Origin of the sequence: Nostoc favosum CHAB5714 (assembly GCF_020829495.1) — a bacterium.
In the GTDB taxonomy this organism is placed as follows: Bacteria; Cyanobacteriota; Cyanobacteriia; order Cyanobacteriales; family Nostocaceae; genus Nostoc; species Nostoc favosum.
The window spans coordinates 1-12,650 of the sequence record NZ_JAIVFQ010000141.1; the positions used below are offsets into that span (position 1 = coordinate 1).

Here is a 12,650-nt window from a genome sequence, read left to right on the forward strand (position 1 = left end):
ATGACAAATCGATGGTGGAATGGAGACACATTAACTGGCACAAGTTAGAAAAACGTGTCTACAAGTTGCAAAAAAGAATCTACAGAGCCTCACTTCGTGGTGATGTCATAGCAGTTCGCAGACTCCAAAAGACGTTGATGAAGTCTTGGTCAGCAAAATGTCTAGCGGTTAGAAGGGTAACTCAAGACAACCAAGGGAAGAAGACGGCGGGTGTGGACGGTATTAAATCACGAACAAGCTAACTCGCTCTACCAACACTGCTTGAAACTGGAGTGGCAGCAAAATCAAATCAGAATCGCGGGTAAAACAATGCCCGTTCCCCGCCTTGAATGTATTTACGGTGATGCTGGATGTGATTACCTCTACTCCAACAGCGTGTTCTTAAAACCCCTGACTTGGACAGATGCTCTGGACAACTTGCGGGACAGAATCACTGCGTTGATTGGCTATAAATTTCGCATCGTCATCGGAAATCAATACCGCAGTGCCCAGGACAGCATCGGTTGGCACGCAGACAACGAGCCATCGATGGGATTCAACCCTGCGATCGCTTCTATAAGTCTTGGCTGTGTTCGCAAATTTCAAATTAAACCGAAAGATGGCAAACCCACTGACTTCTGGCTGGAACACGGCAGCTTGCTTGTGATGCACCCCGGTTGTCAGTCCACACATCTGCATCAGGTTCCAAAGACCAACAAAGTCGTTAGCACACGTATTAATCTCACGTTTCGACCGCATACCGGAGGCAAGAGATAACGCTGTAGCTGGCTGTTGACGATTTCATAGCCAGCACAAACTCTCACAAAAAGTTGAACCGGCGGCATTGCACCCATGCCGCTTTATTTCCATGCGTCAAAAAACAGAGGGAATATGCGTATAATCGAATCTGATTCTCAAGCTCTACACTTACAAGAATGGCTCAACAGCGGAGTTGACAAAGAAATCATTGCTCTGAATGTGCGTTCGCTCTACAGGACGTTACCCTACGAATATCTGCTCTACAGTCCCAAAATTTCCCGTCGCAATGATGGACGGCTACGAGATAGAGATTTGAAGAAGTACCAGCACATCGAACTAGGCGGCTGGTGGTGCAATGGCGTTGACCCCCTCAACAACTACGTGCTGATGATGTGGGGCTGTTTCAAACCTGACCACCCCCGAAGAGATCGCCAAAAGATTCACAAATTCATCAAGTATGAACACCCATTCAGAGAAGAGACACGCGCTTTCTTCCTCTTAGTCCCGAATCGCATCTGGGTGAAAGTTTCCCTACGTTGCGGCATTCCCATTACAGAATTTGACTTACAACATCCTGGGGGTTTCTGGCACTGGGTTTGGAGGCATAATGTGCCAGTGACAATCGTGGAAGGTGTCAAGAAAGCGGGAGCGTTACTGACAGCCGGCTATGCAGCGATCGCTATCCCCGGTGTCAACGCTGGATACCGCACACCTACTGATGAATATGGTACTGCCATTGGTAAACCATACCTCATCCCAGACCTTAAACACTTTGTAACTCTTGGGAGACAGGTTAACATCTGCTTTGACCAGGACAATAAACCTGAGACAGTCCAGCGAGTCAGAACCGCTATCAGTCGTATGGGACGGTTGCTGGTAAATGAAGGCTGTTCCCTACGAGTGATTGATTTACCGTTAGGAGCAGAGAAAGGAGTTGATGATTTTATCGTTGCCAAGGGTCAGCCAGCTTTTGACGCACTGTACAACACAGCTCTTGCACTGGAGTTATGGGAAATCAAGCTGTTTACTTTGCTGACTTATCCCCCGTCCATCGCACTTAACCAAAGATTCCTCGGACAGCTTCTCGTCCCCGAAGGTGAAAAACTGATTATCCTCAAAGCTCCCAAAGGTACTGGTAAAACCGAATGGCTGGCAACTGAGGTGGCAAAAGCACACGACCAAGAGAGACGGGTATTAATCATTACCCATCGCATCCAATTGGGTGAGGCTCTGTGTAATCGGTTTGGTGTTAACTATGTTACCGAAGTTCGCACGAATGAAACAGGCACATTGTTGGGATACGGGGTGTGCGTTGATTCACTGCATCAGGAAAGTCAGGCGCGATTCAACCCCAACGACTGGGCGAATGATGTCATTATTATTGATGAATGTGACCAAGTATTCTGGCATTTGCTCAACTCTGGTACTGAAGTGCAAAAACGTCGGGTATCGGTTCTCAAAAACCTCAAACAACTGGTACAGAATGTTTTGGGCAGCAGTCAGGGAAAGATTTATCTGTCTAGTGCCGATGTGTCAGATACTGATGTGAAGTATGTTTTATCACTCGCTGGTGAATATCGAGTTAACCCGTTCGTCATCGTCAACAATTATCGGGATAGTGCCGGAAATTGTTACAACTATTCTGGCAGTAACCCGAAGAATTTAATTGCTGCTCTTGATCGGGCGTTAGCGAAGCTCGCCGGAGGCATCGCCATTGGAGGGCATCATCTATTGTGCTGCTCTGCTCAGAAAGCCAAGTCCAAATGGGGAACCCAGGCACTTGAAGAACGTTTTCGTCGGAAATACCCAGAATTGCGAATCCTGCGAATAGACAGCGAATCCGTTGCTGATCCTTCTCATGCGGCTTTCGGTTGTATCGCTCACTTGAATGAAATTCTCACCCAGTACGATTTGGTTATCGCCTCTCCAAGTTTAGAAACTGGAGTCAGCATCGACATTCGAGGGCATTTTGATGGTGTATGGGGGATTTTTCAGGGAGTGCAGCCAGTTAACTCTGTGCGTCAGATGTTGGCAAGATTACGGGAAACAGTTGACCGTCACATTTGGGTGCGAGAGTGGGGGATGGGTCTTGTGGGCAATGGCTCTACATCCATAGGGGGATTGCTAAGAAGTCAGCACGTCGCCACACAAGCGAACATTGCACTGTTGTCGGCGGCGGATAATGACGATTACAGCTATGTTGAGCAGAATTTTCAACCGGAGTCATTGCAGACTTGGGGCAAGCGTGGCTCTGTCATCAACGTAGAGATGCGGCGCTATAGAGAATCTGTGCTTGCGGGTTTGGTCGAGGATGGTTATACAATTATCGATGCCGACGATGCTGATGACGATGAGAGTGGGGCAGTAATCGAGTCGGTTAAAGCGGCAAGTGAGCAATTGTATACTGCTGAATGTCAAGCGATCGCGGATTCTGATGAACTCTCCCCAACCGAACTCAAGAAACTGCAAGACAAACGGGCGAAAACGAAAACCGAACGACATCAGCAGCGTAAGGCCGAATTGTCTCGTCGCTACGAAATTGAAGTTACGCCTGATTTGGTCGAGAAAGATGACGACGGCTAGTATCCCCAATTGCGGATGCACTATTATTTGACGCTGGGGCGAGAGTTTTTGACGAATCGTGATGCTAAACGGGCTAAAACACAGTTAGAAGCAGGGGAAAATTCAATTTGGAAACCGGACTTTAACAAGGGGCAGTTATTACCTGCTGTGTTGTTACTCGAAAGCCTGAATCTGTTGCAGTTTCTTACACCAGACGTTCAGTTACGTGGAACTGACGAGAAGATACTGGAGTTTAAGGCAATGGCTGTAAAGCATCGACACGTTATTAAGAATTACCTGAATGTCAGTATCTCAGAAAAACTGACCCCGATTGCGATCGCACAGAAATTACTTGCCAAGATTGATTTGAAACTCGATTACGTCGGTCGGTTGGGTAAGCGTGAAAAGCGGGAGTGCGTTTACCAATTCGTTGCCCCTGATGACGAGCGTGATTCAATTTTTGGGCAGTGGTTAAATCGGGATGAACTGTTTCTTAGTGAGTCGGTGTCAGTCACGAACAATATAGAGTTACAAACACCAGGTATTGACACGGAATCTCTTGACATTCCCCAAACATTTACCCAGGAAGATCCTGAAGTCCTTGGATGGAAGGGGCTGAAGCTGAAAATGCGGGAAGGACTCGACAGCGCTGGTCGGTTCTATACTGAGCTTGTCTCCCAAGTTGGTGAGGCTGTTGGAATTGCTGATGGTGAGCCTTACTGGAATAGGTATCTGAACCAGTGGCAGGTTTGGGTTAACTTTGCCACGGGCTGTAAATCGGTGGTGTGCGATTGGTTGGTTGCGGTGTAGGTCATGTACAGTGCGTCCAAGCAATGACGACTAGAAACAGATTACTGGCGACAGATTGCCAGCGCAAACCCATAACCGATAGCAATAGCAATAATGGCATGGGTGAAGATGTTTACAACAACATGAAATCAACACGCCAAGAAAAACCAGAATAACCGCTCGTCCTTATCTGTCTCACACCTCTAACTTAGGGCGATAGAGGCAATTACTCTTTTGTATTTTTATCACTTTTAGGTAAATCATTAGCCTTGGGCAAGCCAACTTTCCCACAAATTACTATTCATAATTTATTAAGTATGTCTAATTATACATAGCATTTTAATCCTACCTGTTTCAAAGGATAGGTAAATTTTAAGTATTTAAAGTTTAATGTAAAAAACAGCTAATGATTAATCTTGATAAAGAATAATAATGCTCATAGATCAGGATCATAATCATAATAAAAACATCAAAGATTTTCTCCCAAAAGCTTTGGCATTGCAAGTTCCATCAAGTTCTACCATGCTGATGCTGAGAATCTATTATGATGTTATTCCACGAGTTCATAAACATTTAGAATTCTGGAAGAAAAAAGCTGAACGAATTCCTAATCCAGAATTACGTAAACAAGCTTTACTAAGTATAAAAACTAAAGCTTTCCACTGTGAAGGTGGCTCTATCTATGGATTACTTGCCAAACAAGAAATTGAGCAAATAATCTGCTTTATTGTTGCTTATCAAACAATTAGCGATTATTTAGATAACCTATGCGATCGCAGTACTTCCTTAGACCCGAAAGATTTTCGTACTCTCCATCAAGCTTGTTTAGATGCTCTTACACCTAGTGCTAAATGCATTAATTACTACCAATTTCGTCAAGAGCAAGACGATGGCGGCTATCTGATGGAATTAGTAAAAACTTGTCAAAATGTATTAAGGCAGCTACCATCATATCACGTAATTGCCCCTAGTTTACATCATCTGGCTGATTATTATTGTGATTTACAAGTTCATAAACACGTTCAAGTTAACGAGCGAGTTCCTCGCTTAGAAGCATGGTTTGAAAGACATCGTAACCAAATTCCTCAAATGAAGTGGTATGAATTTTCAGCTTCTACTGGCTCAACATTAGGAATTTTTTGCCTTGTGGCCTATGCAAGCGATCCAGATTGCTCCGAGGAATTAGCTACAAAAGTTAAAACTAGCTACTTCCCTTGGGTTCAAGGACTTCATATCCTACTTGACTATTTTATCGACCAAGAAGAAGACCGCATAGGTGGAGATTTAAACTTCTGTGCTTACTATAATAATGGACAAGAAATAAGTGAACGGTTTGCTTATTTTTTTAAACAGGCTGATCGAGCTGTTTCTTGTTTACCACATAAGCACTTTCATCGAATGATTAATCGAGCTTTATTAGGTGTTTATCTAGCTGATGAAAAAGTTAACGAACAGAAAAACATCAAAAAAACTGCAAAGAAAATTATCCGTTCATGTGGCGGTTCATCACTCTTTTTTCTGGGAAATATTATGATTATGGCTCGGATTCGGTATCGGAAAATCTTAGCGTAAGTAGTTTGACGTACTAAACAATACAAGAATTAACTAGATATTAGTTATAAACAAGCAAGCGTATCCATCATTTGAAAGTCCAATATAAGTCTGTTATTTATTACTTGTCTAGAAAATAAGGAAGCAATTCATCAGTTTCTAAAATTGTTGGCATCCTTTTAAACTATGTTCATGGATAAAGACAAATTCTAATAAGGATAATTTAATAATGTCTAAAATTGTAGTCCTTGGGGCAGGACCAGCAGGGTGTTCCGCAGGTTATCACTTGGCTAAAAGCGGACATCAAGTCATGCTTATAGATAAAGACTGTTTTCCCAGAGATAAGACTTGTGGAGATGGAGTCAGCCTTGGATCGGTTCAAGCATTATCCACAATGGGGATATATCCACAGGACATCAAACGTTTAGCCTCTGAGTACGCTCAAATCGATGGCTTTCTGCTAGGAGTTTCAAACGATATTAGCCATCTGTGCCCCACTGAGCTTAAAGGCTATTGCATACCTAGATTTGTATTCGACAATCTTCTTTATGAAAAAGCAATCAATGCAGGGTGTGTAGGTCGAACGCAGAGGATTAGCGATATTCAACGCTATCACCAAGAGCTTAATAGTGATTTTGATTACATAATTGATGCACGCGGTGTCTATGCGGGAGAAGCCAATGCGATCGCAATTAGAGCTTACTGGAATATAAAAGTCGCAGATTTTCCAAAAATCTATCTCTCAAAAGCTCAAATTTACTTTGATAAAACTCTTGGGGTTAATGGATATGGTTGGATATTTCCCGTAACGGTAGACTCAGAATTAGTCAAGCTCAATGTTGGTGTGGGAGTATGGATAGATGAATATCAAAAGAACAACACAAACATTATTCGGCTTTTCAATGAATTTGTGCAGCGTAATCAGGCTACAAAAGAACTCTTAAGTCTAGTAGTTAGTCAGCAAAAACCTAAAGCTTATCCCTTAGCTACCGCAAAACGAGCTAACACAGTCACTTATGGCAAGGTTTTTAAAATTGGTGATGCTGCAAATCTGACAGATCCTTTGACTGGTGAAGGGATCGCAAATGCTATTCTTAGCGGCTTATACGTGACGCAAGCGATTAATATGAGTACTAGTCCAGAATTAGCATCTGAAAATTGGCAGCGTCTTTATCAGCTGTACTTTGAGCCAGACCTCGATGCTGGTTTACAGATAAAGTCTTTTAGGAAATTCTCATTTATAAATAAGTTATTAATCTGGCTGATGAATAGGAATAAGCCATTGGCAGAGCAGGTAACTTACACATTTGCCGGCTTAATTCCTTATAAAAGGCTACTTCCGTAACTCATATTTTGTTAGACAGTACAAACTCAAACATCCCTCAATAGGTAGAGCTATTGACACGGAATCCCTTGACAATTCCCAAACATTTACCCAAGTAGAAGATCCTCTTGTCCTTGGATGGAAGGGGTTACGCCTGAAGCTGCGTTTTGGACTCGACAGCGTTGACAAGTTTTACCAACAGCTAGTCTCCCAAGTTAGCGAAGCTGTTGGCATTGCTGATGGTGAGCCTTACTGGAATGCGTATTTGGGGCAGTGGCTCCTTTGGGTTAACAATGAATAGTGGGTGTAGGACTGTGGTGTGCGTAGGAAAGGTGGCGGTTTAGGTCAATTTCTAGACTATTATCTCCCTTGGTTGTAGGAGAAGTAGCGCGAAGGTACTTGAGAATCATCAAAATCCCAGATGTAAAATCGCATTGCTTCTTAGATAAACGTCTATAGTTATGCTCAGTTTTTAAACTCAACTGTAAGAATTGCATTTCATGACAGCTTATCTTCGCCAGTTAACAACAGTTTCAGTTTCAATTACTGATACACAGTACCATGACAGTATAATAAACAGTTATTCCACGTTTTTTCTATTCACCATGACCTCAATTAAGGCTTGAATGATTAGGTCAACTGTACTAATTTAGTCTCCATTCAACTAAAAAGCGGACGTTCTTGAAAGGCTTAACGCAAAAGTCACAATCCTATTCTTACTTCAGAGATACGCATCTGAGTTATAGTTTTCATACCCTAAAGGGGTAAAATTTTGGCTAAGACAATGGCAAAGTTTACTGTTGGCGACTATTTATTGCTTCGTTTGGAGCAAATTGGCATCAAGCATATCTTTGGCGTTGCTGGAGACTACAATATGGAGTTTCTCGACTATATTGTTAACCACAATGGCATCGAGTTAATTCCTACTTGCAACGAACTTAACGCATCCTATGCTGCCGATGGTTATGGTCGGCTTAATGGTGTTGCGGCATTAGTAACTACGTTTGGTGTTGGTGAACTCAGTGCTATTAATGGTGTCGCTGGCGCTTATGCTGAACACGTTCCTGTTGTAGCGATTACCGGTGCTCCTGCAACTAAAATTCAAGCTCTTGGTTCACTTGTCCATCATACGCTTGGTACTGGTGATTTTTCAATATTTGCCCGAATGTATCAACAGGTAACGGTGGCTCAAGCATATTTAACAAACGAAAATGCAACAACGGAAATTGACAGAGTTTTAGGTATCTGTTTGCTGAAGAAATTACCTGTTTATATTTCCATACCTATGGATGTTGCTCTGGCTGAGGTGTCTGCACCGTCTGATTTCTTTATACCCCCTGTATTTCAGAGTGATGGCGCTACAATAGCAGAAATAATTGATGTCTCTGTAAACATACTGGAAAAAGCTTCCCAACCTGTGATTCTTGCTGACATTGGTGTAGCTCGCTATCATTTGCATGAACAATTGCGAGAATTGCTAACAGCTACTGGATACCCTTATGCCACGATGAACATGGGAAAAGGATTGCTAGAAGAAACCCACCCCCAATTCATCGGCATATATAATGGTGCTGCCAGTCAGGAATCTGTCAGAAAACGTATTGAGCAGGCAGATTGTGTTTTAACTATCGGTGCTTTGATGACTGATTTCAACACAGGCAAGTTTTCTGCCAAACTTGATCCCAGCCAAACTATTGAAGTGCATGGGCAGTATGTAAAAGTTAAACATGCTTTATACAACAATGTCGCTATGGCAGATGTGCTTTCTGCTTTAAGCCTACGGTTGCAGCACCGTGATCCTCAAACGCTTTACTTCAAATCAGCAACAGAGAATTTAGATGCTGGTTTTATAACGCCTTTCAATGGCGGCTCTTCGGCACCGATTACGCAGCAGCATTTTTGGCATAGATTTGCTCATTTTCTCCAAGAAGATGATATTATCGTTGCTGAGACTGGAACTTGTTTGTTTGGCGCTTCTATCGTTCCTTTACCAAAAGGAGCTACTTTTGTTGGGCAAGTACTTTGGGGATCGATTGGTTACTCTGTTGGTTCATTACTTGGTTGTGCGATCGCCGCATCACAACGTCGCTCTATCCTACTGGTTGGTGACGGGTCTTTCCAAATGACTGCACAAGAACTTTCAACCATTTTACGCTATAATCTAAAACCGATTATTTTTTTGATCAACAATGATGGATATACTATAGAGCGTGATATTCACGGTGAACGTATGCCATATAACGACATTCAACCTTGGAATTATCATCAGCTCCCTAAGGTTTTCGCTGGCAATGCCTGGGCAATTAAAGTTAGTACCGAATCCCAGTTAGACAAAGCATTACAAACAGCTCAACTTAACCGTGACCAACTTGCTTTTATTGAGGTTGTAATGGATAAAATGGACAGCCCAGAGGTTCTGTTGAAGATGTTGCAGCAATAAAGCAACATACTGCCTCATCAATTACTCACTACCCTAACGATTGATGAGCGGTTGGGTGTGATGCTGGAGTTTGAAGACGTTTACCCAGACAAGTTTGCTCAATTGGTGACAGATGCCCCACAGTGGGTTGAGTGGATGGCGTGAGAAAGTTGGGTAACGCGACGCTTTGTGTTGTTCCGTCAAAATTGAAGATGTCCACGCCTTGAGTTCTAACTGTGCCATTCGTCTCAACCCTTAAATACTGATTAGACAGCCAAAGGTCTGTCTGCAAACACGATTTTATAAAGAATTTTTAAGAAATTAAAATTCTTCAGAAAAGGAAAGACGTAATGCTGAAGTAATCCTCAAAAGTTCAGAATCAGAGATTTTGTAGTTTACACACACACAAGCGTGTTTGTAAACCTTACATGGCTTGCGTCTGTGATGTACTTCATCCATGTCGAAACCTAATTATTAGTTTTTCAATTTTTTGGAGTCGAGGATAATGTTGAAGTTCACCTGTTTGATGATTGTCGGGGCAGTATTGTCGATTAGTGCGCCGGCTGTGGCTGAAAGTCGTGCGGTTAATATCAGTATTGGCAGTATTGGTGGTTCTTTAGATAATGCCGCTTTGAGAACAGTTCGTCAGATTATTGGGTTTGGGGTAGGCACTGGCACTGTTGATAAATTCATTGTATATAGTCCTAGGAATGGTTCTCCTATTCCCATCGAAGGAGGTTTATCTGCTTGTGCTGAAGCTGGCTTCGGCATCAGCAATACAAGATTTAATGCTTTTATCCAGGAGTTGCGTTCAATTAATCCCAAACCAGGGACTTTCTACAATGTAGAACTTACCGCAAACTGTAAACAGAAATAAGACGTTTGCACTCAAGCGCGGTAGGATGGGCTGAGGTACGAAGCCCATCCATCGAGTTCCCTCTGAATCCAGTTAATAAATTTTTAATAATTAATATCTGGCATTCGGTATTAATTGTTGTAAGTAGATTCAATTAATAGCCTAAAATAATGCCTATTTCTATATAATAATTATTATAATCCGAGGGAAAGACAAAAAGCATGATTGACCACGATCGTCTTTTCAAAGAATTACTATCTACGTTTTTTGTTGAGTTTCTCGATTTATTCCTGCCTCAAGTAGTCAGCCAAATAGACCGCGATTCTATCCAATTTTTACCTCAAGAAGTCTTTACTGATGTCACGTCTGGCGAAAAGAAGGAAATTGATTTACTGGCTCAGGTGCGTTATCAGCAGCAAGACACTTGTTTTTTAATTCACGTTGAAAATCAATCTTATACTGAGACAGCATTTGCGAAGCGGATGTTTAAGTATTTTGCGCGTCTCCATGAAAAATATGATTTGGCGATTTATCCCGTTGTGATTTTTTCTTTTGATGAACCCAAACGGGCCCAATCTCAAAATTATCGTGTCACCTTTGGCGACTTCAAGGTGCTGGAATTTCAGTTTGCAGCTATTCAGTTGAATCGCTTAAATTGGCGAGATTTTTTAACGCAGCTAAATCCGGTGGCAGCAGCATTGATGTCGAAGATGAATATTCCAACAGAGGAACGTCCGCAGGTGAAGGCGGAATGTTTACGTTTGCTGGCGACGTTAAAATTATCGCCAGCACGAATGCAATTGATTTCGGGCTTTGTGGATACGTATTTGCGGCTGGATACAACCGAAGAGCAAGTTTTCCAAGCGGCTATCGATACAATGGGGTTAACTGAGCGGGAGGAAATCATGGAAATTGTTACTAGTTGGGAACAAAAAGCTGCCCAAAAAACAAGAGAAGAGATTGCATTGAATCTACTACAAAGAGGAATGATTGTGCCGGAAATTGCACAAATCACGGGTTTAAGTGTAGAACAAGTACAGCAGTTACAAGCACAACTATCACCAGAAAATTAATCTCAGTAGACATTCGTGTATCATCATTGAGATGTCAATTGAAGGAAAGAGTTTTTTCCCTTGAAAAAGCATAAATCTTCTATGCCTCGAAAAACCCCACCTTTATCCCACTCGACTGTTACAACTCCACTGGCTCTCTCCCAATTACATATCCGCTTACAGTTTCTAGAAAAATCACACCAATCATTACTCAAACAGATTAAAAGAAAACGCACAGAACTGAATAATTTTATTGAACAGACGCGAGCTTTCGCAACAAAAATATTTCAAAAAGCCAGTCCCAGCTTTCTAAAAATGGCTGAGTTAGACCAGGATATTCATACTTTATTTGATGAGATTTTTACTACTAGAAAGTTTGGTAAACAAACCTTCAAAAATATAGAGGCAGTTTACCTTAAGCTCCAGTTGACAGGAATCATTAGTCTCAAACCAAGCCGCAAACAATTTTCAACAGAGCTAGACGAATTGTTTGACAATCCCGAACCCGAATCAGATTTTTCAAAGAAAACTGCTGAAGGTCGCCATCAACATTGGCAAACACAAGAATCTGTAGAAGGATCTCATGGTGAAGCTAGAACAGAAGATAAGAGAAAAATTCGTGAAACATTTCTGAGGTTAGCTGAAATCTTTCACCCTGACAAGGTAAAAGACAGCGAGAAACAGACAGATCATACAGAAATCATGAAATCAATTCTACAACGTAGAAAAAACAACAACAACAGCCCTAATTCTTGCGTTAGGGTAGAAACAAATTAATTTCCACAACGTAGAAAATGACCAAGGTTGAATGGTAACCGTTCAGGGGGTACGCCTGCGGCGCACCACCTAACATAAACGTTGTAGCTATTTGACTATAAGAAGTGTAAGCACAAAGATGCAAACCTAAAAAAAAGAAATTTGATTGAATTTTTGATTGATGTTACGAGATAGTACAGGGGTGTATAGGTGTAAAAAGTTTTCGCCAAAATATTCTGATTTGGGGCAGATATAGCGTAGCTGACATCAGGGGCAAAATAGTACAAATTTACCTAAAACCGAGGTTTGTAGTATGCCAATGACAAAACTAAAGCCCTTATTCTTTTGTTACAGGCTTGTCTAACAAGAACCAAACATGACTTGGATGATTTATCTAAAAATAATAGCTAAAAAGCTTATACACTAATGCTTTCCGACTATCTCGCCCCTAATGTCAGTTACGCTATGTTTACCCCATATAGTGTGTCACCCGTCCACAACGATTACATCTGGTGCTAGACTGTTTTCGATAACAAGTCTGACATATATTGATGGTTTTCAGGTAAATTGGACGCAACGAACCGCAAAATATACAAATAATCT

At 41.8% G+C, this 12,650-nt stretch carries 13 protein-coding genes; 11 read left to right on the top strand and 2 right to left on the bottom strand.

The features are described from left to right. The 7 genes from LC586_RS36920 to LC586_RS36940 all read left to right on the top strand — a co-directional run. Window positions 1-242: reverse transcriptase N-terminal domain-containing protein (locus LC586_RS36920; protein ID WP_229490578.1), on the top strand; the 242-nt coding region annotated here is incomplete at its 5' end. Next, on the top strand, window positions 211-756 hold the full coding sequence (locus tag LC586_RS36925) for an alpha-ketoglutarate-dependent dioxygenase AlkB family protein (protein WP_229490580.1): 546 nt from the start codon (window positions 211-213) through the stop codon (window positions 754-756). The genes LC586_RS36920 and LC586_RS36925, both read left to right, overlap by 32 nt. Window positions 757-870: 114 nt before the next feature. Further along, entirely contained in the window at window positions 871-3,321 is a 2,451-nt protein-coding gene (locus tag LC586_RS36930) for a plasmid replication protein, CyRepA1 family (RefSeq protein WP_306423331.1), read from the top strand. 15 nt (window positions 3,322-3,336) lie between these two features. After that, the gene (locus LC586_RS41320) at window positions 3,337-4,110 is read left to right on the top strand and encodes a hypothetical protein (protein WP_306423332.1); all 774 of its coding nucleotides are present in this window, start codon (window positions 3,337-3,339) and stop codon (window positions 4,108-4,110) included. A gap of 23 nt (window positions 4,111-4,133) precedes the next feature. Next, entirely contained in the window at window positions 4,134-4,265 is a 132-nt protein-coding gene (locus LC586_RS40980) for a hypothetical protein (RefSeq protein ID WP_267921793.1), read from the top strand. A gap of 256 nt (window positions 4,266-4,521) precedes the next feature. Further along, the gene (tbcS, locus tag LC586_RS36935) at window positions 4,522-5,661 is read left to right on the top strand and encodes a tetraprenyl-beta-curcumene synthase (protein ID WP_229490582.1); all 1,140 of its coding nucleotides are present in this window, start codon (window positions 4,522-4,524) and stop codon (window positions 5,659-5,661) included. A gap of 208 nt (window positions 5,662-5,869) precedes the next feature. Further along, on the top strand, window positions 5,870-6,985 hold the full coding sequence (locus LC586_RS36940; protein ID WP_229490584.1) for an FAD-dependent oxidoreductase: 1,116 nt from the start codon (window positions 5,870-5,872) through the stop codon (window positions 6,983-6,985). Between the two features lie 266 nt (window positions 6,986-7,251). Here LC586_RS36940 and LC586_RS36945 read toward each other — a convergent pair whose 3' ends face one another. Beyond that, window positions 7,252-7,461, bottom strand: a complete 210-nt coding sequence (locus tag LC586_RS36945) for a hypothetical protein (RefSeq protein ID WP_229490586.1) — start codon at window positions 7,459-7,461, stop codon at window positions 7,252-7,254. A 275-nt stretch (window positions 7,462-7,736) separates the two neighbouring features. Here LC586_RS36945 and LC586_RS36950 point away from each other — a divergent pair, with 275 nt between their 5' ends. After that, complete coding sequence (locus LC586_RS36950) at window positions 7,737-9,404, top strand: alpha-keto acid decarboxylase family protein (RefSeq protein WP_229490588.1); 1,668 nt, start codon at window positions 7,737-7,739, stop codon at window positions 9,402-9,404. Between the two features lie 28 nt (window positions 9,405-9,432). Here LC586_RS36950 and LC586_RS36955 read toward each other — a convergent pair whose 3' ends face one another. Further along, on the bottom strand, window positions 9,433-9,675 hold the full coding sequence (locus tag LC586_RS36955) for a hypothetical protein (protein ID WP_229490589.1): 243 nt from the start codon (window positions 9,673-9,675) through the stop codon (window positions 9,433-9,435). A gap of 213 nt (window positions 9,676-9,888) precedes the next feature. On the opposite strand from LC586_RS36955, the gene LC586_RS36960 reads away from it, so the two are divergent. The 3 genes from LC586_RS36960 (at window position 9,889) to LC586_RS36970 (ending at window position 12,068) form a co-directional block, all read left to right on the top strand. Then, complete coding sequence (locus LC586_RS36960) at window positions 9,889-10,260, top strand: hypothetical protein (protein ID WP_229490591.1); 372 nt, start codon at window positions 9,889-9,891, stop codon at window positions 10,258-10,260. 200 nt (window positions 10,261-10,460) lie between these two features. After that, window positions 10,461-11,312 carry an Rpn family recombination-promoting nuclease/putative transposase gene (locus tag LC586_RS36965; protein ID WP_229490593.1) on the top strand — a complete coding sequence of 284 codons (852 nt, stop codon included), beginning with the start codon at window positions 10,461-10,463 and terminating at the stop codon, window positions 11,310-11,312. A gap of 81 nt (window positions 11,313-11,393) precedes the next feature. Then, entirely contained in the window at window positions 11,394-12,068 is a 675-nt protein-coding gene (locus tag LC586_RS36970) for a hypothetical protein (protein ID WP_229490595.1), read from the top strand. The last annotated feature ends 582 nt before the right edge of the window (window positions 12,069-12,650 follow it).

Bases quoted from the DNA above. Each gene is read 5' to 3' on its own strand.
- tbcS (WP_229490582.1), top strand. From the start codon at position 4,522: ATGCTCATAGATCAGGATCATAATCATAATAAAAACATCAAAGATTTT.
- LC586_RS36945 (WP_229490586.1), bottom strand. From the start codon at position 7,461: ATGCAATTCTTACAGTTGAGTTTAAAAACTGAGCATAACTATAGACGT.
- LC586_RS36970 (WP_229490595.1), top strand. From the start codon at position 11,394: ATGCCTCGAAAAACCCCACCTTTATCCCACTCGACTGTTACAACTCCA.
- LC586_RS36960 (WP_229490591.1), top strand. From the start codon at position 9,889: ATGTTGAAGTTCACCTGTTTGATGATTGTCGGGGCAGTATTGTCGATT.
- LC586_RS36965 (WP_229490593.1), top strand. From the start codon at position 10,461: ATGATTGACCACGATCGTCTTTTCAAAGAATTACTATCTACGTTTTTT.
- LC586_RS41320 (WP_306423332.1), top strand. From the start codon at position 3,337: ATGCACTATTATTTGACGCTGGGGCGAGAGTTTTTGACGAATCGTGAT.
- LC586_RS40980 (WP_267921793.1), top strand. From the start codon at position 4,134: ATGACGACTAGAAACAGATTACTGGCGACAGATTGCCAGCGCAAACCC.
- LC586_RS36930 (WP_306423331.1), top strand. From the start codon at position 871: ATGCGTATAATCGAATCTGATTCTCAAGCTCTACACTTACAAGAATGG.
- LC586_RS36940 (WP_229490584.1), top strand. From the start codon at position 5,870: ATGTCTAAAATTGTAGTCCTTGGGGCAGGACCAGCAGGGTGTTCCGCA.